The organism is Sphingobium aquiterrae, from assembly GCF_037154135.1.
Lineage (GTDB): Bacteria > Pseudomonadota > Alphaproteobacteria > Sphingomonadales > Sphingomonadaceae > Sphingobium > Sphingobium aquiterrae.
Map to the genome: position 1 here is coordinate 138,947 of NZ_JBANFL010000012.1, position 20,133 is coordinate 159,079.

A 20,133-nucleotide genomic window follows, 5' to 3' on the forward strand; every position below is an offset into this window, starting at 1 on the left:
CCCGATGCAGCGGCGCCAGATCGGCTTGTCCCTGCCGGATCGGACAGGCTGGCCGGATCATCCTGGGCGACCGGGCTGCACGGGGCTGCCGTCTGGAAGAGCGCTGTGGAGGATATGCCGAGTCGCTGGGGACGCGCCGCTGAAGCAACGCTCAGGACATGCCATGGTCATGCTGCGCAGCGCCATCTATCCGGTTGCCTGTGTGATGCCTGTCAGCCCCCGGAAATGCCGTGGGCATGGGATGATTAGCAGCCCAGCGTCCGCCTGCCTTTCAGATAAACCTCGGAAATGGCACGAGAATGATCTATTTTCGACCTAATCGCAGCATCGTTCCGGCATGGTTTGAGGCACTATCCGGCGACGGATCGGGATCACCGCCGCGCCGCTCGCGCTGCAGATGCTCCCGGCATCGAGCGCATGGGGAACATATGCAGGAGCGCGCAGCTCTGCCGATCATGGCGTGGGATGGCACGGAAGCCTTCGATGTGTGCGCCGCGCGAACGGCCTTGCGGGATCAGGGCGCGCTGCTGGTCCGCAATGTGCTGTCCGCGGAGGAAATCGCCTTTGCCCGCGCCCAGCTGCGCGATCGGCTGACGCGGGACGGTGAGCGCATTCAGCTGGGCCGCACGCAGCCCAATGCGGCAGCGCTGGCACCCGAGATCGCGTGGCTGGTGGCGCATCCGGACATCGCATGGATTTTCAAGGCGATGATCGGCCGGGATGCCTGTTTCACCGGACATTGCGATATCCACATGAACATGCTGTCCGGCTGGCATAAGGACTCCGGCGAAAGCATGGGCGGTTATTTCCGCGGCGACTATTTCGGCGCGCGTGAATGCCGCGTGTTCAATGCGGGCATCTACCTGCAGGATGTCGGCCCCAGGGACGGATTGACCGTGTCGCTGGGGTCGCATCGACGGCACAACCATGACGGTATGCGCCGCCATGTGCCGAGCAAGGCCGGCGACGTGATCTTCTTTGACGTCCGCCTCAGCCATGCCGGGCAGCTGCCCGACCTGGTGGAGCGCGGGCTCAAGGCGCTGGTGCGACCATTCCGGTCCCCGAGCCGAAACGAGCCCGCCTGGGCGACATTGGCCCGTGAACTTTACTGGCGGGTCATTGGCCGGCGCGACCGGCTTTCCGTCTTCTTCACCTATGGTCAGAATAATCCATTCACGCGGGATTTTTCGCGCGCGAACATGCGCCGGCAGATCGCCCAGACCGGCAAGGCCCGATCGCCCCTGCAGCCCGACCTGTCGATGGCCCTGGGGCAGGTGGATGTGACCATGGCCGATTTTCGATAGCGGTTGTGCTGATCCGGGCGCTTTTCGGGCGCTGGTTTTCTTCCGCTACGACACTGAATGCCGGCGGGCATGGCGCCAGTCGGCATTCAGTGTCGTCGGCGTTCCTGCACTCGGGCCTGCACTCGGGCGCGCCGCAGCGGCATTTCCAGAGCTTCCCTCAGGTCATAGACGCGGCCGTCTTCTTCGTTGAGGACGGCTTCCCCGGAGGCGAGGGCGCGGGCATTGAGCATGGCGGATATCCGCGCCTGGTCGATGGCCCAGCGTCTGCGCCGATAGCGGCTGATCGCATAGAGCATGGTCGGCCAGAAGAGGGTGGCGAACACGTCCTTGATCGTGTCGTCCCAACGCCATGTGCCGAAATAGAGCCGGTCGATGGCTTCGTTGAAAATCTCCGCGGCGATGACGACGTGAAGCGCCATAATGGAGGCTCTTCTTGTCCGGAAAAGCGCCTGCGCGCCGACATAGAGGACAAGGCCGGCGTTGATATGGGCGACAGTGTCCGACCCCATCCAGAGCGCGGCGGTTTCGGCCATGGCATGATAATCGGAGATGAAGTCCATGGGCTTTCCTTGCCATTAAAGCCTTGAAAAACGCTTACCTTCCATCGCCATCCCCGCAGATTTCGCCCGTTCTGGATGCTTGCCGCGACATCCGTGTCGGCGCGGCGATGACAGGAAGGCTTCCTCCCGCCCGGGATCTGGCAGGTTGCCGGATCAGTGAAGCGGAAATGGCGGGAACAAGAAGCGCTGATGTCACCGAAATAGGGGGTAAATATCGTCTGTAATGGCGTTAACTGTCACTTTACGGATGGGTGCTGCAGCGCAATAACCATGCTGCATGGCGGAAGAAACGGGGATTTCTTCGGATCATATCCGTCAATATGTCGCATTAAATCATGATTTTATTCATGTGCTGAACAAGGTGTTTTGCACAACGGATAATCTCGCACCTTGAAGGTGGCATGGTTTGATGTCCTATCCGGGGGTATCGACGTGATCATCGAGCATAATATCGGCCGTTTCGTGGTCTTCGGCGAAGATCCGCTTCTGGCCGCGCTTCAGAAGATCAGCGCGAACAAGAGCGGTTTCGTCAGCGTCGTGTCGGAGCAGGGGCTGCTGCTCGGCATGCTGACCGATGGCGACATCCGCCGCTGGCTCACCGAGGCGGATGGCATCGATCTGGACGTTGCGGCGTCCAGCGTCGCCAATGCGCAGGTGATGTCGCTGCCCGTCGACGCCGCGCCGGAAGAGATCGCGGCGCGCTTTTCCAGCAAGGTGCGGGCCATCCCGCTGGTCGATGCCTATGGACGCCTGACGGCCATTGCCCTTCCGGGTCGCAAGGAAGTGGCGATTGGCGATCGCCTGATCGGGCAGGAGCATCCGACCTTCATCATCGCCGAGATCGGCAACAACCATAATGGCGATCCGGAACTCGCCCGGCGGTTGATCGACCTGGCGGCGGACGCCGGTGCGGATTGCGCGAAGTTCCAGATGCGCGACGTGAAGAGCCTGTATCGGGGCGGGGGGCGCGCCGATGACGCGACGCAGGATCTGGGCGCGCAATATACGCTGGACCTGCTGTCGCGCTTCAACCTGGCGCCGGATATCCTGTTCGACCTGTTCGATCACAGCCGCAGCCGCGGGATGGAGCCGATGTGTACGCCCTGGGACGAGGTGAGCCTGGGCCTGCTCGAAGATTATGGCATGCGGGCTTACAAGGTGGCGTCGGCGGACATCACCAATCACGACCTGCTGGCCGCCATGGCGCGCACGGGCAAACCGCTGATCTGCTCGACCGGCATGGCGAGCGAGGCGGAATTGCGGGACAGCGTGGCGCTGCTGCGCGGGGCCGGCGCCTCCTTCGCGCTGCTGCACTGCAATTCCACCTATCCCGCGCCCTATAAGGATGTGAACCTCAATTATCTCAAGCGTCTGGCGGAGATCGGCGATTGTCCGGTCGGCTATTCCGGCCATGAGCGCGGCTGGACGGTGCCGCTGGCCTCCGTGGCGATGGGCGCGTGCATCATCGAAAAGCATTTCACCGTCGATCGCGGCATGGAGGGCAATGACCATAAGGTCTCGCTGCTGCCCGAGGAGCTGGCGGCGATGGTCGAGGGCGTGCGCGCCATCGAGGAATCGCGCGGGTCCGGCGCCGCGCGCGTGATGACCCAGGGCGAGATGATGAACCGCGAGATATTGGCGAAAAGCCTGCACGCGGCGGTCGATATCCGCCAGGGAACGGTCATCACCGACGCGATGCTGGCGGTGCAGAGCCCGGGGCAGGGCATTCAGCCCAACCGGCGCGCCGAACTGGTCGGGCGGATCGCGGTGCGCGATGTGGAGGAGGGCACGCCCTTCTTCCCCTCCGACCTTGCCGACGATGCGGTGGAGGCGCGCGATTACCGCTTCGACCGGCCATGGGGCCTGCCGGTGCGCTGGCATGACCATCAGGCGATGCTGGAGCGGTCGAACCTCGACCTGCTGGAATATCACCTGTCCTACAAGGATATGGACGCCAATCTGGAAGACTGGTTTTCGCAGCTGCTGCCGGTGGATTTCGCGGTCCATTCACCCGAGCTGTTCAAGGGCGACCATATCCTCGACCTCGCTTCGCCGGATGATGCCTATCGAGAACGCTCGATCATGGAACTGCAGCGGGTGGTGGACCTCACCCGCGCCCTGAAACAATGGCACAGCCATACGGGTCGTCCGGTCATCATCACCAATATGGGCGGTTTCTCCACCGCGCGCGCTTTTCCGGTCGCGGAGCGGGCGGCGCTCTATGCGCGGATGGAGGACTCCCTTAGCCGGATCGACGCGGAAGGGGTGGAGATCATCCCGCAGACGATGCCGCCCTTCCCCTGGCATTTCGGCGGGCAGAGCTTCCACAATCTGTTCATGGACCCGGACGAGATCCTGGCCTTCTGCCGCCGCAACCGGATGCGGGTGTGCCTGGATATTTCGCACTCGCAACTGGCCTGCAACCATTTCAACTGGTCGATGACCGAGTTCTGCGAAAAAGTGGGTCCGGTCACGGCGCATCTGCACATTGTCGATGCGGAGGGCGTGGACGGCGAAGGGCTGCAGATCGGGGAGGGCAGCGTCGATTTCGCGCTGCTCGCCCGCATCCTGGCCCGCACTTGCCCAACGGCCAGCTTCGTGCCCGAAGTATGGCAGGGCCATAAGGATGGCGGCGCGGGCTTCTGGTTCGCGCTCGACAAGCTGGAACCCTGGTTCGGCGGCCGCGCCAACCTCGCCTCGATCACCGCGGTGGTGTGACCATGGCTGTCGCGGTCAACAGCGGGGAGGTGCTTGCTCTGGTGCTGGGCCGGGGCGGGTCCAAGGGATTGCCGGGCAAGAATGTGAAGCCGTTGGGCGGCGCGCCGCTGATCGCATGGTCGGTGGCGGCGGGGAAATGCGCGTCATCGGTCGACCGGACGCTCTGCTCGACGGACGACGCCGACATCTTGGAAGCGGCCAGCCATTATGGCGCGGAGACCCCGTTCCTGCGCCCGGCGGCGCTGGCGCAGGACGGGTCGACCGACCTCGACGTCTTTCGCCATGCGCTGGAATGGCTGGGCGAGAAGGAACAGGCGGTGCCCGAATTCATGGTGCAGCTCCGCCCGACCACGCCCTTCCGGGACCCGGAGTGGATCGACGCGGCCATCGCGAAGATGAGGGATGATCCGGAGATTTCCTGCATGCGCTCGGTCGCGCCCGCGCCGCAGACGCCCTACAAGATGTGGCGGCAGGAAAAGGGCGGACGGTTGCAGCCGCTGCTCGATCTGGAGGGGGTGGCGGAACCCTATAACATGCCGCGCCAGCAGCTGCCGCCGGTCTATTGGCACACCGGCCAGATCGATGTCATCCGATCCAAGACGATCCTGAACGGGTCCATGACCGGTGCGACGATCCATGCGCTGGAGGTGCCGGCCGACAGCGCCATCGACATCGACCATGAGATTGATTTCCAGTTCGCCGAACTGGCCTTCGACCAGCAGATGGCGACCAGCCTGCGCAAGTGGATCGACGCTCATGCTTGATCCCCGCAGCAGGCTGGCGATCGTCATCGTCAACTATTTCAAGGCCGACCGCATCCTTGAGAATGTCGAAGCGCTGACGCGACAGACCATCGCGCCGCGCCTGCGCGTGGTGGTGGTGGATAACAGCGCCGACGAGGCGGAGCGCGCGCCTCTGCGCAACGGGCTGCCGGCGACGGTGCAGCTCATCATCCTGCCGCGCAATGTCGGCTATTCGCGCGGGGTCAATCTGGCGGCGCTGAATGCCCGGCCGTTCGAGGATATATTGCTGCTCAATCCCGACATCGTGCTGGACGATCCCGAGGCACTGGAAACATTGCTCGGCGAGTTTCAGGCCCAGCGCGACATCGGCGTCATGGCGGCGTTGCAGAGCAATGACGATGGCACGCCGGTGGAGGTCGCGCGCCGCTTCCCCAATCTGGTCAAGCAGGTGATCAGGCGGCTGAAGCCCGGCGCCTATACGGACCATGACGTGCTGCGCCCGCTGCTGGAACGGCCCCGCTCGGCCTTGCTCGACGTCGACTGGGTGCAATCCTCCTTCACCCTGGTCCGCGGCGATATCTGGGAACAGATTGGCGGGCTGGACGAGCGTTACGAGATCTTCATGTCCGATGTGGCCCTGTGCCAGTCCGTGCATGAGCTTGGCTATCGGGTGGTCGTGTCGTCTGCCGTCACGGTGCGCGCCGACGGGCTGCGGGCAAGCCGGGGTGGCCTCAGCGCGGTATTCCATAGCCGGGCGCTGCGCGTGCATGTGCGCGACGCGGTGAAATATCAGATGCGCAACTTCTTCCGCATCCCGCGGCGTGGCCCGGTCGCGATCAAGCGGCCTGCGGATTCAGAGCCGATATGGCATTGAAATCCATTCGCGCCTTTTCCAGCTTCGGCCTTCGGGCGGGCTCCCTTGGCAGTCGCTTCGTCTTCACGCTGTTCGCCGCCATGTGGATGACGCCGACGGACTTCGGCATCTACGGACTGGTGGCGAGCGCGTCGCCGATCATCCTGCAGCTTGTCGGGCTGGAAGCCTATCAGGTGACGTTGCGCAACATTTCCAAATCGGGAATGACCCCGCAGGCGATGGCAGACCGTGCCCATTATGGGCGGTTCATCGGGCTGGCGGCCTGCCTTGCGGGGCTTTCGGGACTGGCCTTTGCCCTCTGGTTCCAGTGGTCGCTGCAGTTGATCGCGCTGACGGCGGCGGTGTGCATCGCCGAATATGTGGGCACGGAAGCGACCCGCATCCTCGTGTCCGAGCAGCGGCCGGATTCGGCGATGTTCAGCATTTCGCTGCGTTACCTGCCATGGAATCTGGGGCTGCCGCTGCTCGCCCTTGCGAATGTCATTCCCAGGCACTGGTCCGCCGAAACGGTGCTGCTGTGCTGGCTGGTCTGCTCGGTGGCCGGCAGCCTGTTCCTGCTGGAGGTCGGCGGCCGATATGTGGCGCGGGTGGACAGCGCCTTTCGCGATTGGGCGCTCGCGCTGGTGCGGCAGGTGCCGCGCTGGGTGCTGATCGGCATATCGTGGCGGTTCCTGGAAACCGGCGTCAGGATCGTGCCCGGCGTCATGATCGACGAGAAGGCGACCGGCCATTTCGTGTTCTTCGCGACGCTCGCCTCGATCGGGTCGACGGGCCTGAAGGCCGCGATCGAACCCTTCTGGTTCGTGCGGATGATCCGTGGGGAAAGCGGCCGCCGGGCGCGGCGGGAATATGCCGGGATCACGGTCGTCTGGTTGCTGGTGGCCGCCTTGCTGTCCGCCGGGATCGTCTATGGCAGCGCGCGCTTTGGCGGGCGGGCAGTGACGCATGGGGATATCGCGATATTCGCCTTGCTGGTCGCATCCTGTGCCTGCCTCGCGCTGTCGCAAATCCCGCATTTCACGCTCTATGCGATGGAAGCCGACCAGTTGATCGAACGCGTTTCGGTGCTGGCGTTGATCGTTGGCCTGATTGCCTGTCCGTTCGGCACCTATGCCTTCGGACTGGTGGGCACCGCAGTCGGTGCGTTGATCGGCAGCTTCGTGCTGCTCATGGGAAAGGCGCTCGCCGCAATGGCGCTGCGCGAGTCAGGGCAGCAGGGGGCAAGCACCTATGCGGTGTGAGCACTCCCTTCTGGCCAGCGTCCGGCGTCCTTTCAACGCCCGAAGCACTTCCCCGCATCCTTCCCCCAGCATGCGGGGGGAAGGGCGCCGGACGCCTCCACTATTGGCAACAGATGCAAGGCCAGGATTATGATGAACCTCTTTTCTCCTTTGCTTGCGTTGGCGGCCTGCCTTTGCCTTTCGCTCCCGGCGGCGCATGCTCAGGTCAAGGCGCCGGCATCGGCCGCGATGACGCCGCCTGCCGGGACGATGCAGGTCGGCGGAGCGACCCTGGAAACCGACGATGCCTATACGCTGGGTGCCGGCGACATGGTGCGCATGCTGGTGTTCAACGTGCCGGGCATATCGGGCGAGTTCATCGTCAGCGACGCCGGCACGCTTTCGCTCCCGCTGGTCGGTGACATCCAGGCCGGGGGCAAGAGCGTGAAAGCCGTGAGGGAGGCGATCACGAAGGAACTGGCGAACGGCTATCTGCGCGATCCCCGCATCAGCCTGGAAGTGCTGACCTATCGCCCTTTCTACATCCTGGGTGAGGTGCAGAAGCCCGGCGAATATCCCTATTCCAGCAAGCTGACGGTGATGCAAGCGATCGCGAAGGCATCCGGCTTCACCTATAGCGCAGCGAAAGGCAAAATATTCATCAAGAATGCCGCGCAGCCAGGCGAGAAGAAATATAATCTGACGCCCGACCTCATGGTCCAACCTGGCGATACGATCCGTGTTGCAGAACGCCATTTCTAGGGTTTCGGCCAATAGCGCGGGTCGCTGGTGCTACAGCATCATGCCTTGGCAAATGGAAGCGCGGCAGGAAGCAGGCCATAGCTCTGCCGCGCGCGATGCGCGCCGCCATGTCTCTGCGGCGACTGGCTTTCGGAAAGGCCGGGAAAAACCTTCAGTCAACAGGGAAGATGTTTTGCCCAGACCGCGCTGGAAATGGTGTTTCCTCCTTCTGGCATTGCCGATGGCCGGGCACGGCAGGGCCTTCGCCCAGATCCAGCGCTCCCCGGCTGAAACCCCCATCCCGTTCAATTACGATCTTGGCCGCAATATCGCCGTGCTCGATCGTGAGCGACCGGAACTGCAGCCCGCCGGATTGCCGGTGGGCAATTTCACGCTGTTGCCATCGCTCGATCTGGGTTCGGAGATGTCGAGCAACGTCTACTCGACCCGTAATGCCGGGGTGAGCGACATATCGTTCACCATGGCACCGGCGATGACCCTTCGCTCCGTGTGGAAGCGGCATTTCCTGCGGTTGCGCGCCAGCGGCACATTCGTTCGTTTTGCGCAGCAGACATTGCGCGATCAGGATGGATGGAATGTCAGCGCCAGCGGCATTGCCAATATTGGCAGCGACCTGCGCCTATATGGCGATGGGGGCGCGGCCCGCCTGTTCGAAACCCGTTTTGCCGGTGCGACACCGGAGAATGCGGCGTCTCCGGTTGCCTTCGACCGGCGGTTTGCCGCCGTGCGGGGCCGCTATGCTTTGGGGCGGCTCAGCCTGAGTGCTGCGGCGGATGTCTATGATTATGACTTCAAGGCGATCAGGCTGTTCGACGGTCAGCGGGTAAACCAGGATTCGCGCGACCGCAGGGAGACGCGCGCCAGCGCCCAACTGGCCTATCGCCTGAGCGAGGTTGCCGGGGCGTTCATGCAGGCCACCTGGCTCGACACCCGCTATGACGGGCTTCTGGCCAATGGCTTGCCCAACCGCGATTCACGCTCATTGCGGGTGCTGGGTGGCGTGAGCGCCGACATGGCCGGGGTGCTGCGCGGCAGCCTGGGCCTGGGCTATGAAAAGCGCCGTTACGACGCGGCGATCTATGCCGATATTTCGGGCCTGTCCGTGGAAAGCGAGATCGAGCTTTTCCTCAGCCCCATCACCACGATGACGGTGGGCGCCCGCAGGATGTTCCGGGATTCCAATATTGCGGCCAGCAGCGGCTTCGTGGCCACGGGCGCGTCCCTCAGGATCGATCATGAGCTGTTCCGTTATGCGCTGCTCTTCGTGAACGCCGATTATGAGCGCGACCGTTATCGCGGCATCGACAGTGCGGCGCGGATCATGCGCGTCGGCGGTGGCGGGCAATATCACTTCAACCGCTGGCTCGCCCTGCGCGCGGAGCTGTCCCATGGGCGGCGGCGCAGTCAGGGCGTGCCGAACGGCCCCTATTTCGCGGAAACACGCGGTCTCCTTAGCCTCACCCTGCAACGGTAATGATGGGCGAATGATATGAATATGCTGAATACTACGCCACCCCTGGCCGAACATCAGGCCCCCGCGGCAACATCGAAACAGACGATCAGCGCCTTTGCCTGGAACCTGTTGCGTGTGTTGCGCCGCAGGTGGATGGTGTTGGCTGCCTTCACAGCCATCGTGGTTGCCGTTGCCGTTGCGGGTATATCCATCATCACGCCGCAATATGAGGCGCGCGCTTTGGTGAAGATCAACCCGACCCAGAATGCGCTGACCTCCATCGATGCGCAGGCAACCGGCGCGCCGGACCAGAACCTGATCGATACCGAAGTGGCGGTTATGCGATCGCGGGAGATCGCGCGGGTCGTGGTGAACGATCTGGCACTGGCGAAGGATGCGGAGTTCACCAAGTCGCTGCCGCCACGACCATCGGGCGCGATTGGCAACCCGAAGGTGAACGACTGGTATGACCTGCTCGCCGAAAATGTGCTCAATGGGCTGACGGTGCAGCGGGAAAAGGCAACCTATGTGATCCAGGTGAAGTTCCGGTCCATCTCACCGGAAAAGGCCGCGAAGATCGCCAACGCCTTCACGCGCGAATATATTCGCTTCAGCGTCGGCGCGCGCACCGGCACGGCGGAACAGACCGCCGATTTCCTGAACAACCGGCTCTCCTCTTTGGGCGCCGAGTTGAAAATGCAGGATACGCAGGTGGCGCAGTTGCGCGCCGATGCCGGGATATTGGAGGGAAGCGCCAGCGGGACCGCGATCAACCAGGAGGTGGCGCCGCTTTCCGCGCAACTTGCGACCGCTCAGGCGGAATCCGCGGCCGCGCAGGCCAATCTGGCGGCAGCGCGCCGGCAATTGGCAAGCGGTGGCATCGATTCCATCTCGGGCGTGCTGGAATCCAACGTCGTGTCGGACCTGCGGCGGCAGCGTTCCGAAGTGCTACGGGAAAAGGGCCAGGTGGATTCCCAGTTCGGGCCGAGATATCCCGAGGCAATCAAGATCAGGCAGCAACTCGACCAGCTCGACAAGCAGATCGATGAGGAAGCGCGACGGGTCATCAACAGCCTGGAAAGCCAGGCCACATCTTCGGCCGCCCGCGCCGCCAGCCTTGCAGCGCAGGTCGCCGCGCTGCGCGGCACGCAGGCCTCCGCCACCAAGGCCGCCGTGCTGGCCGACAGTCTTGCCAAGCAGGCTGACGCGAAGCGGGAAACATATAGCCGCATCGCGCAGAACCTGCAGCAGGCCACTTCGCAGGCCCGCAACACGATGACACAGGCGCAGATCGTCGAGGCAGCCTCCCCCCCGGAACGGCCCGCCTTTCCCAACAAGCCGCTGCTGCTGGTCGCCGGGATCGTCGCCGGGCTGGGTCTGGGGACAGGCGTGATCTTTGCCCAGGAGATGCTCGGGCGCGGTATTCGCAGCGCGGGCGAGGTGGAGGCGCGCTTCAACGTGCCCGTTCTGGCCTATGTGCCGGAACTGTCGCCCACGGCGCTGACCCTCGATGGCACGTTGCTCCATCCGGCCGATACGCTGATCGACAAGCCGCTGACCCTCTATGCCGAAGCGCTGCGGTTGATCCGTGGCGCACTGATGGCGATAGACGGCGCCAGGAAGGGCAGGGTGCTGACCATCGTGTCTGCCCTGCCCGACGAAGGAAAGACCAATACGACATTCTCGCTTGCCCGGGTGATGGCGATGGCCGGGGAGAAGATACTGCTGATCGACGGAGACTTGCGCAGGGCCGGGCTCAGCCGGATCTCCGGGATGAAGGTCGACCAGGGGCTGGTCGAGGTTTTGCGGGGCGGCGTGCCCGTTCGACAGGCGATCTATCCTGACCGGGTCGCGAATCTGGACATCCTGCCGGTCGCGCAATCGACATTCACGACGGAAGACCTGTTCAGCGACGATCGCATGAAGGCCCTGCTTGTCGATCTTTCCGGTCATTATGACCGCATCCTGATCGACACCCCGCCGATCATCGGGATCGCCGATGCGCGAACGCTGGCAGCGTTGAGCGATCTGTCGCTGTTGGTGGTGAAATGGAACGACACGCCGCTGGAAGCCGTGGAGGAAGCCATCGTGACGTTGCGGCGGGACCAGAGTCCGCTCGCCGGCATCTTGCTCAGCATGGTGAGCAGTCGCGCCGATGTGATGGGGCCGCTTGCCTATGCACGACGGTATCAGCAATATTATCAGGAAGATAAAGGCAATGTACATTGATATGCCTGCCCGGCTTGCCGGGGCATCCTCCCGGGCCTAGATTGCCTTGCCAATGAGGAGATGCTTTCATGACGACCGCCATCCAGCAGATTCCGCTCAAAACCATCCAGAATGAAGATAGCAGCCTGGCCGACTATGCGGGGCAGGTGGTTCTGGCCGTGAATGTCGCCTCCAAATGCGGTCTGACGCCGCAATATGAGGGGCTGGAGTCGCTCTACGAGAAATATAAGGGGCAGGGGCTGGTTGTCGCCGGTTTCCCCGCCAATGATTTCGGCGCGCAGGAGCCGGGGACGAATGAAGAGATCGTATCCTTCTGCACCACGAATTTCGGCGTCGCATTTCCGATGTTCGAGAAGATCACCGTGGTCGGGCCGGACAAGCACCCGCTCTATGCCGCGCTGACGGAGGCCGTGCCGGCGGCGCAAGGCGACCCGGAGACGTTCCGCGAAAAGCTGCGCGGTTATGGCATGACCCCGAACCCGGAACCGGAAGTGCTCTGGAATTTCGAGAAGTTCCTGATCGCGCGGGATGGTACGGTTGCCGCCCGTTTCGCGCCGACCACGGCGCCCGACGATCCGGCGCTGGTGGCGGTGATCGAGGCTGAACTGGCGAAATAATCCGTCTCGTTCGTTATTGTCCGATGGGCGCCACGAGCCTTGGATCGTGGCGCCCTTTCAGTGTTTCTGAAGGGGGTCTCATGCGTATTCCGACGGTTGCGGTGGCAATGATGGCATCGGCGATGGCGCTTGCCGCGCCGGTGCAGGCGGCGCTCGCCCCGGCCGAACGCAAGATGGCGACCACGGTCGATGCGGACTATGAAGGCGCGGTCGCGCTGCTGGAAAAGCTGGTGAACCAGAACAGCGGATCGCTGAATATCGCGGGCGTGACCAGGGTCGCGCAGATGGTGCAGCCGGAGCTTGAGGCGCTGGGCTTTGCCGTCACCTGGAAACCCCTGCCGCAGACACAGCGCGCCGGCCACATCATCGCTATGCACAAGGGCAAGGTGGGGACGACCCGGATGCTGCTGATCGGCCATCTCGACACGGTGTTCGAGGCGGATTCGCCCTTCCAGACCTTCGTGCGGGAAGGGCAGCGCGCCACCGGCCCCGGCGTGGGCGACGACAAGGGCGGCATGGTGACGATGCTGTTGGCGCTCAAGGCGATGAAGGTGGCCGGCACGCTGAAGGACGCCAATATCGAGATCGTTCTGACCGGCGACGAGGAAGCCGTGGGCACGCCCAGGGATGTCGCGCGGGCGGACCTGGTCGCGGCCGGCAAGCGTGCCGATGTGGCGCTGGATTTCGAAGGGCTGGCGCGGGAGGATGGCAAGGACATGGGCTCCATCGCCCGCCGTTCCTCCAATAGCTGGACGGTGACGGCGACAGGGAAATCCGGCCACAGTTCGCGCATCTTTTCCGATGGCGTGGGCGATGGCGCGATTTATGAGCTGGCCCGGATCATCGCGACGTTCCGCAAGGAATTGCCCGAGCCCAATCTGACGTTCAACGTCGGCCTGATCGGCGGCGGGCAGAGCGCCGATGTCGACAAGGACGGCGTGCGGATCGCGGTGACGGGCAAGACGAACATCATCGCCGGAACGGCCGTGGCTAAGGGCGATTTCCGTACCCTCTCACAGGAACAGACCGACCGCGTGATCGCCAGGATGAATGCGATCGTCGCGCAGCATGCGCCGGGCACCGATGCGACCATCAGCATCACGCAGGGCTATCCCGCCATGGCGCCAACGGAAGGGAGCCGGGCCCTGCTCAAGCGGCTGAATGCCGTCAACGCCAACCTTGGCCTGCCCGAAATGCCGGAACTCGATCCGCTGAAGCGCGGCGCCGGGGACATCGCATTCGTGGCGGCGGACACGGATGGGCTGGTGGGGCTGGGCATCTCCTCCTCGGGCGATCATGCGCCGGGCGAGAGTGCCGATCTCGACAGCATGAAGCGTCAGGCCAAACGCGCGGCCATCCTGATGACCCGGCTTTCGCGCGGCAAATATTGAGGGGAAGGCCGGGGTGTGCTGGACGGCTCCCCCATGTCGGGCACAACTGGCGAGGGTTTGTTGCGGCTAGAGGGCGCTGCGTTAAACCTGACGCAGCGCGCGCTCCAGGTTTTTGTTGTCGCATCGTTTTTTTCGGAAAACCGGCTCCCACTTTTCCGCACGATGCCTCTAATATCTGCTCGTCATCCTGAACTTGTTTCAGGATCTATCTCGCCTCCTCAGCTGTCGTGTGTGGGGAGGAATGGATGCTGAACATGTTCAGCATGACGGGTGGCAGCTATGTCCGTTCCATCAAGGCTGTCCTATGTCACGGCCAGCCATTCATGATTGCGCGGTGTCGCTCAACAGGTTGGCGCCCAGCAGCATCAGCAGCTTCACGTCCATCGCATAGCCCTCTGCCCGGCGGGCTTCGAGATAGGGCCTGATCTGCGTCAGCGGCACGCGGTGGACGACGATTCCTTCGCCTTCCACGCCGCCGCCCGGCCCGGTGCGGACAAGGCCGGTGGCGCGGAACAGGGTGAAGCTTTCCGAGACCATGCCGGGCGAGCTGAAATATTCCCCCAGCGATTCTATCGCGGCGGGGCGATAGCCGGTTTCCTCTTCCAACTCGCGGGCGGCGGCGATGCTGCTGTCTTCGCCTTCGTCATGATCGCCGACCAATCCGGCCGGCAGCTCGATGCAGCGGCGCCCCAACGGCACCCGATATTGATCGACCAGCAGGACATGACGGCCATCCGGCGCATCCTCCACGGCCAGGATCACCGCGGCGTGGATGCCCCGCGCACGGCCGACAAACTCCCACCGGCCGCGCTTCTTGGCGGTGATGAAGCGGCCTTCCCACATGATTTCCTCGGGGCAATGCGCATCGGCTTCCGGCGGCGGGACGTGATGGTGGGCATGACTGTCGCTCAAAGTTCGATCAACCTGTCTGGGAGTTCGTTGCTGTCATCCGCGCTGCGGGGAAAATGGGCCGCGAGAATGGCGCCGGTCTGCCGCACGGCTTCGGCAAGCCCGTGCGCCGGGCGGCCGGCACGGATTTCGCCGATAAGCGCCGCCATGGCATCGCCCCAGGCTTCCGGCGCGACCTTGGCGTTGATCGCCGCGTCGGCGACGATTTCGGCGCGATGCTCGTCCAGCGAGAGGTAGATGAGCACGCCCGTCCGCGCGCGGGTGCGTGCTTCGGCGGAGGTGCGGAACAGCAGTACGGCGCGGCGTCGCACCCGGCGCGCCCTGGTCGCGCGCGGGGTGAGCGCCATGCGCAGCGGCATCCAGGCGAAGATGTAGCGCACCGCCAGGAACTTCACGATGACGATGCCGAGCAGCCAGGTGAGCAGCGCCCGCTCCGACAGTTGATGTTCCCAGCTGCCGGTCAGCCGCAGGATGATGTCGCGGTAGAAATCCGGGAAGGCGGCAAAGACGCTGATCACCACAAAGACGGTGGCGATCGCCCAATGCAGCCCGACATCATGATAGCTGTCGGATCGGCGGGCGATCATGGTGACGATCTCGCCATCGGTCTGCGCCTCGGCGGCGGTGACGGCGTTCGTCACCAGATCACGATCGGCATCCGAAAGGGTCAGTCGCTTGCCCATCACCAATCCCCCGATGCCCCGCCGCCGCCGAAGCTGCCGCCGCCGCCCGAAAAACCACCGCCGCCGCCGCCCCAGTCGGAACCGCTGCCGCTCCCCCAACTCGAACCGCCGCCCCAGCCAGAACCCAGGCCCGGCCCCCAGATGACGACCGGGCCGCTGCCGCCGCGCCCATAGCGGCGCCCGCCACGTCCCCCGAACAGGAAGGAGAGGATGACGATGGTGATCACGATGCCCCAGAAGGCGCTCATGATGTCGCCGCCGCTGCTGCGCCGCTGCTTGGCCTCCTTCTCGGCGGCCAGCGCCTGCGCGCGGGCCTGGTCGGGGGGCAAGGCGAGCAGGGTGGCGATGGCCTCCGCGCCGGCGGAAATGCCGCCGGCCATGTCGCCGGCCTTGAAGCGCGGGGTGATCTCGTTGCGGATGATACGGGAGGACAGCGCGTCGGTCAGTATGCCTTCAAGGCCATAGCCGACCTCTATCCGCACCTTGCGCTCATGGGGGGCGACGATCAGCAGCGCGCCGTCATTCTTCTGCTTGTCGCCAATGCCCCATGCGCGGCCGAGGCGATAGCCATAGTCGTCAATCTCATAGCCTTCCAGGTCGGGGATGGTCGCAACCACCACCTGCCGCCCCGATTGCCTGGCCAGCGCCGACAGCTTGGCGGTGAGGGAGATTTCCTGCGCGTCGTCCAGCAGATTGGCGGCGTCCACCACCTGCCCGGAGAGCTTGGGGAAGGTCTGGGCATGGGCGAGCGCGGGAATGAACGCCAGCGCCATCAGGCACAGCGCCATCAAAAGCACCAGGGCACGGTTGCCGACCCGTACCGAAGGGACGTTCGCCCGTGCAGCTCCAGCATGGCGGCATGGAATCATGCTGCCACGCTGTGACGGTTGCAGGATGAGGGGCATCTGCGCCTCAGGCGCCGAAGTCGACCTTCGGCGCCTCCTCGGCACCCGGCGTGGTGGCCTGATAGGGGGTCATGGGCTTCGCGCCATGGATCAGCTTTGCGCCGATAGCGTCGGGGAAGGTGCGGATGCGGGTGTTATAGGCGCGCACCGCCTCGTTATAGTCGCGGATGGCCACGGCGATGCGGTTTTCCGTCCCCTCCAGCTGCGATTGCAGTTCGAGGAAATTCTGGTTGGACTTGAGTTCGGGATAGGCCTCCGCCGTCGCGATCAGCCGGCCGAGCGACTGGCTGAGCGCGGCCTGTGCCTGCTGGAACTGCTGCACCTTCGCCGGGTCGGACAGATCGTCGGCGCTGACCTGGATGGACGTGGCCTTGGACCGTGCCTCGGTCACGCGGACCAGCGTGTCCTGTTCCTGCTTGGCGGCGCCCTTCACGGTGGCGACCAGATTGCCGATCAGGTTGGAGCGGCGCTGATATTGCGCCTGGACATCGGCCCATTTCGCCTTGGCCTCCTCCTGTGCCGTGGGCACGCTGTTGATGCCGCAGGCCGAAAGGCTGAGCGCCGCAAAGGCGACGATGAGCGCGGGCGAAAAACGACGAAGACGAGAGAACATGGGCAATAACCTCCACGGCATGGACCGTGAGCGTTAGATAGATGGCGCGCCGGGTTGCCGCAACCGCCATTCCGGGTTTAACGCTATGGCATCATCGCTGGAACATGCAGGAAGGGAACACGCATATGGGCATGGCTTCGGAATTCAAGGCGTTCATCGCGCGCGGAAATGTGATGGATCTGGCCATCGGCGTCATCATCGGCGGCGCCTTCGCGACGATCACCAAGTCGCTGACCGACGACCTGATCATGCCGGTGCTGGGATGGCTTTTCGGCGGCGTGGATTTTTCACGCTACTTCATCCGGCTGGGTGAAATCCCGGCGGGGTTCAAGGGCAATATAGACAGCTATGCCGATCTGAAGGCCGGCGGCGTCGCGATGTTCGGCTGGGGCGAGTTCCTGACCGTCACGGTGAATTTCGTCATCCTCGCCTTCATCATCTTCCTGCTGATGAAGGCGGTGAACAAGATGATGCCAAAGCCGGAAGAGGCGCCGGCCGCGACGCCCGAAGACATCATGCTGCTGCGCGAGATCAGGGATTCGCTCAGGAAATAGGGCGTCGCCCCGGGGAAGTTTGCGACAAGTCGTTGGAACCATTGCGATTGCGGCCGGTTGAGCGGGGTTAACGACGACCGGGCAAGGCCGACGTCGTTCATGCCGACACTGTCTGCCCCCGGGGGCGCAACGGGAGAATATATTGTGAAGACCACACTCAAGTTCCTTGGCCTGGCCAGTCTCGCGCTCGTCGCGGCGTGCGACTCCAAGAAGGAGAATGCGGTCGAAAACGCCTATGAGAACCAGGCCGGCAATCTGGAGAATCAGGCCGACAATCTGGACGACGCCGCCGACAACCTGACCGGCAACGCCGCCAGTGCGATGGAGAATGCGGCGGACATGGTGGAGAACAAGGCTGCCGCCATGCGCGCGGCGGGCGACACGGCGGCCGATGCCGCCGAGGACGCGCAAAAGAAGGAATAAGCATCCCGGCTGCGTCCATCGCGCACCGGAAGAAAAAGAAAGGGAGCCTTGCCGATGATGGCGGGGCTCCCTTTTCCTTTGGCCGCGGGGCTGGCGGCGGGTCATCCATATTTCATCGGCCCGGTCACTTTTCATTCAGCGCGAAGCGCCTATATAGGGCGGGTCGGGTTTCGGCCCGACTATGGCGATAAATTGTGCCGTGTAATAGACGCAGCGGACCCGGGGGCAGTACCCGGCGGCTCCACCAGATGCCCCGATCGCGGCTTTGCCGTTCGAGGTGCCTGACGGGGCCGAACCAGGATCGACGTGTGTTCAAAGACGGTGTTTTTGCCCGGCCCGAGTAAGCCGTGAAACTGTTCAAAACACGTAAGTGCCAACGATAACGAGGCTCTTGCTCTTGCTGCGTAATTGAGGGGCTCACGCCCTGACATTACCCAAATAGAACGCGGTTGGACCCACCGGGCAACAGAAGGGATTCCAGCGGCCTCCGGGAGGGCCGGGCAACAGAACCTCCCGGACCTTTGCCTGGCGCCCCGACGCGCGCCAGCCTGTCCCGTCATGAGAATATCGCCCGTTTCGGTATCGCCGGAACGGCTGTTTCGCGTGCTTTTTCCGCCAGTTTATTGGTGCGGTGCGGGATGACAGATTTATTGCAGTGGAGTCATTAAACTGTCATCTTTTCTCCAAGACGCAAAAACGACTCGGCGTCGATAAGGCGAGTCTGGAGGATGTCATGAACAACAGGATCACGATATGTGCTGCTGGCGCAGTGCTTCTGTCCTTCTCGGGCGCGGCCATGGCGGCGCAACAGGAGGAGGTGGGCTACAAGGCGGGAGCGCTGGGTCTTTCGGCGATCGTCAGCGGCGATTATGCGACGGCCGTGCATCAACTCAACGCACCTGGCGGCGCGGGCGCGCACGACCCGGCGCGTCTGATCAACCTGGGCAATGCCTATGCCGGCATGGGCCGCTATGGCGATGCCCATGCCGCCTACAGCGCCGCCTATGCGGCCCCGGCGATCGACCTGACGCTGGCCGACGGCAGCGTGAAATCATCGCGCATGATTGCGCGTGAAGCCATGCGGCGGTTGCCGGCAAGCCACGCGGCGCGCTGAAACGCACGGGTTGGCATGTTGATCGGAGCGGGCGGCCGCCTGTCCCCTCCGCATTGAAAAGTGCTGCAGAGGAAATGCTGCGGCATGTGATGCATATTGTGTCGCTTTACGGCATGCGCATCATGACGGCGTTGGCCGGCCATAAGTTTGTCGTACCGAATCGGGCGAAGTCGATCGGTAGCACCATCGACAGGCTGCTGAAATCGACTGGTGACATCAGCAAAAACGCGACTAGCCGCTCGCGATGCCTGGCATCGCGCTGCTCGCTCGCGTCCGTTTTGCATTGTGGGTCGGAGCCTGCGCAATGAGGTTGAAAAAGCATGTTTCTCAACAACTGCGTGGCTCCCATTTCAGGATACGTCTAAAACAATTTTGCTATTCGTATCGGAGCAAGCCAAACAATCCATATCACGATACCGTGCTTTAGCGAGAAGCCCTTCATTTCAGCATCACGATTCATCCCGCAGATTTGCTGCAGATGCGCCCCTCGCTTCCCCACGAGAACCAACATATGGCATACGAAAGCGCGATCGTGATCGCGCAGAGCGCGTTAGGCTGGCGGCAGGATCGAAGCTGTCATTGAGAGAGCGCGCTGTAGCCTTCGCACGAGACCGAGGCGAAGTGAGGACGAAGGATCTCACAGATATCGGTATTCCCCGCTGCTATCTTTCTCCCATGTGCGACGAAAGACTGCTCATGAAGGTCGGCCATGGCCGCTATCGCGCTGCAAGCCAATAAGCCACATAGAAGTACTGTCTCGTAAGGATGCGGTACTTCATAATTCTTTGACACATTCGCCTTTGAGCCGCGGACCACACCTTGCTTGTCGACCATATTGATCCGTCCCCGCTGAGTGGACCAGAGACTATCATAGTCTGGACCACGTTCATCGCTGAATCTTCTCCCAGCGCGTTTCCTCGGGGCGCGGCTCGGCAATCCACCGGTCCATCATCGCGCAGACCTCTTCATGCGGAATCCCGGCCGCGGATCGTCGATCCCCGGCTGTATGATCCGGCGTAGCAGCTCGTTGCGCAGATCGCGGTGCGGCTCTCCGGAAAGGC

At 63.4% G+C, this 20,133-nt stretch carries 18 protein-coding genes and 1 other RNA gene; 14 read left to right on the forward strand and 5 right to left on the reverse strand.

The annotated features are described in order from the left end of the window. The first annotated feature begins 428 nt into the window (after positions 1 to 428). The gene (locus WFP78_RS14290; RefSeq protein ID WP_336963521.1) at positions 429 to 1,304 is read left to right on the forward strand and encodes a phytanoyl-CoA dioxygenase family protein; all 876 of its coding nucleotides are present in this window, start codon (positions 429 to 431) and stop codon (positions 1,302 to 1,304) included. Positions 1,305 to 1,390: 86 nt separating this feature from the next. On the opposite strand, the gene WFP78_RS14295 is transcribed toward WFP78_RS14290, so the two are convergent. Further along, positions 1,391 to 1,864: a hypothetical protein gene (locus WFP78_RS14295; protein WP_336963525.1), complete on the reverse strand. Its 474-nt coding sequence runs from the start codon at positions 1,862 to 1,864 to the stop codon at positions 1,391 to 1,393. A 432-nt stretch (positions 1,865 to 2,296) separates the two neighbouring features. Between WFP78_RS14295 and WFP78_RS14300 the strand changes: the two genes are divergently transcribed. The 9 genes from WFP78_RS14300 (at position 2,297) to WFP78_RS14340 (ending at position 13,871) form a co-directional block, all read left to right on the forward strand. After that, the gene (locus WFP78_RS14300) at positions 2,297 to 4,582 is read left to right on the forward strand and encodes an N-acetylneuraminate synthase family protein (protein ID WP_336963527.1); all 2,286 of its coding nucleotides are present in this window, start codon (positions 2,297 to 2,299) and stop codon (positions 4,580 to 4,582) included. A gap of 2 nt (positions 4,583 to 4,584) precedes the next feature. Continuing rightward, positions 4,585 to 5,346 (forward strand): acylneuraminate cytidylyltransferase family protein, encoded by a 762-nt coding sequence (locus WFP78_RS14305; protein ID WP_336963529.1) that lies wholly within the window; start codon positions 4,585 to 4,587, stop codon positions 5,344 to 5,346. Continuing rightward, complete coding sequence (locus WFP78_RS14310; protein ID WP_336963532.1) at positions 5,339 to 6,199, forward strand: glycosyltransferase family 2 protein; 861 nt, start codon at positions 5,339 to 5,341, stop codon at positions 6,197 to 6,199. Before WFP78_RS14305 ends, WFP78_RS14310 begins: the two co-directional genes overlap by 8 nt. Beyond that, complete coding sequence (locus WFP78_RS14315) at positions 6,190 to 7,440, forward strand: polysaccharide biosynthesis protein (RefSeq protein WP_336963535.1); 1,251 nt, start codon at positions 6,190 to 6,192, stop codon at positions 7,438 to 7,440. Before WFP78_RS14310 ends, WFP78_RS14315 begins: the two co-directional genes overlap by 10 nt. Positions 7,441 to 7,668: 228 nt before the next feature. Continuing rightward, complete coding sequence (locus WFP78_RS14320; protein ID WP_336963538.1) at positions 7,669 to 8,181, forward strand: polysaccharide biosynthesis/export family protein; 513 nt, start codon at positions 7,669 to 7,671, stop codon at positions 8,179 to 8,181. A 220-nt stretch (positions 8,182 to 8,401) separates the two neighbouring features. Continuing rightward, positions 8,402 to 9,655 (forward strand): outer membrane beta-barrel protein, encoded by a 1,254-nt coding sequence (locus WFP78_RS14325; RefSeq protein WP_336963541.1) that lies wholly within the window; start codon positions 8,402 to 8,404, stop codon positions 9,653 to 9,655. Positions 9,656 to 9,676: 21 nt separating this feature from the next. Further along, complete coding sequence (locus tag WFP78_RS14330) at positions 9,677 to 11,863, forward strand: GumC family protein (RefSeq protein WP_336963543.1); 2,187 nt, start codon at positions 9,677 to 9,679, stop codon at positions 11,861 to 11,863. 68 nt (positions 11,864 to 11,931) lie between these two features. Beyond that, on the forward strand, positions 11,932 to 12,480 hold the full coding sequence (locus WFP78_RS14335) for a glutathione peroxidase (protein WP_336963545.1): 549 nt from the start codon (positions 11,932 to 11,934) through the stop codon (positions 12,478 to 12,480). A gap of 80 nt (positions 12,481 to 12,560) precedes the next feature. After that, positions 12,561 to 13,871: a M20/M25/M40 family metallo-hydrolase gene (locus tag WFP78_RS14340; protein ID WP_336963547.1), complete on the forward strand. Its 1,311-nt coding sequence runs from the start codon at positions 12,561 to 12,563 to the stop codon at positions 13,869 to 13,871. A gap of 321 nt (positions 13,872 to 14,192) precedes the next feature. Here WFP78_RS14340 and WFP78_RS14345 read toward each other — a convergent pair whose 3' ends face one another. The 4 genes from WFP78_RS14345 to WFP78_RS14360 all read right to left on the reverse strand — a co-directional run bounded on the left by WFP78_RS14345 (position 14,193) and on the right by WFP78_RS14360 (position 16,981). Beyond that, positions 14,193 to 14,714, reverse strand: coding sequence for an NUDIX hydrolase (locus tag WFP78_RS14345; protein ID WP_336963619.1), 522 nt, complete (start codon positions 14,712 to 14,714; stop codon positions 14,193 to 14,195). A 65-nt stretch (positions 14,715 to 14,779) separates the two neighbouring features. Further along, positions 14,780 to 15,463: a TPM domain-containing protein gene (locus WFP78_RS14350; RefSeq protein WP_336963549.1), complete on the reverse strand. Its 684-nt coding sequence runs from the start codon at positions 15,461 to 15,463 to the stop codon at positions 14,780 to 14,782. Continuing rightward, complete coding sequence (locus WFP78_RS14355) at positions 15,463 to 16,251, reverse strand: TPM domain-containing protein (RefSeq protein ID WP_336963552.1); 789 nt, start codon at positions 16,249 to 16,251, stop codon at positions 15,463 to 15,465. Before WFP78_RS14355 ends, WFP78_RS14350 begins: the two co-directional genes overlap by 1 nt. 124 nt (positions 16,252 to 16,375) lie before the next feature. Beyond that, complete coding sequence (locus WFP78_RS14360) at positions 16,376 to 16,981, reverse strand: LemA family protein (RefSeq protein WP_336963555.1); 606 nt, start codon at positions 16,979 to 16,981, stop codon at positions 16,376 to 16,378. A 125-nt stretch (positions 16,982 to 17,106) separates the two neighbouring features. Here WFP78_RS14360 and mscL point away from each other — a divergent pair, with 125 nt between their 5' ends. The 4 genes from mscL to WFP78_RS14380 all read left to right on the forward strand — a co-directional run bounded on the left by mscL (position 17,107) and on the right by WFP78_RS14380 (position 19,072). Then, the gene (gene mscL / locus WFP78_RS14365; protein ID WP_336963557.1) at positions 17,107 to 17,535 is read left to right on the forward strand and encodes a large conductance mechanosensitive channel protein MscL; all 429 of its coding nucleotides are present in this window, start codon (positions 17,107 to 17,109) and stop codon (positions 17,533 to 17,535) included. Between the two features lie 144 nt (positions 17,536 to 17,679). Continuing rightward, the gene (locus tag WFP78_RS14370) at positions 17,680 to 17,958 is read left to right on the forward strand and encodes a hypothetical protein (protein ID WP_336963559.1); all 279 of its coding nucleotides are present in this window, start codon (positions 17,680 to 17,682) and stop codon (positions 17,956 to 17,958) included. A gap of 124 nt (positions 17,959 to 18,082) precedes the next feature. Beyond that, positions 18,083 to 18,438: a transfer-messenger RNA gene (gene ssrA / locus WFP78_RS14375) on the forward strand. Positions 18,439 to 18,691: 253 nt separating this feature from the next. Then, the gene (locus WFP78_RS14380; protein WP_336963561.1) at positions 18,692 to 19,072 is read left to right on the forward strand and encodes a tetratricopeptide repeat protein; all 381 of its coding nucleotides are present in this window, start codon (positions 18,692 to 18,694) and stop codon (positions 19,070 to 19,072) included. Positions 19,073 to 20,133: the final 1,061 nt, after the last annotated feature.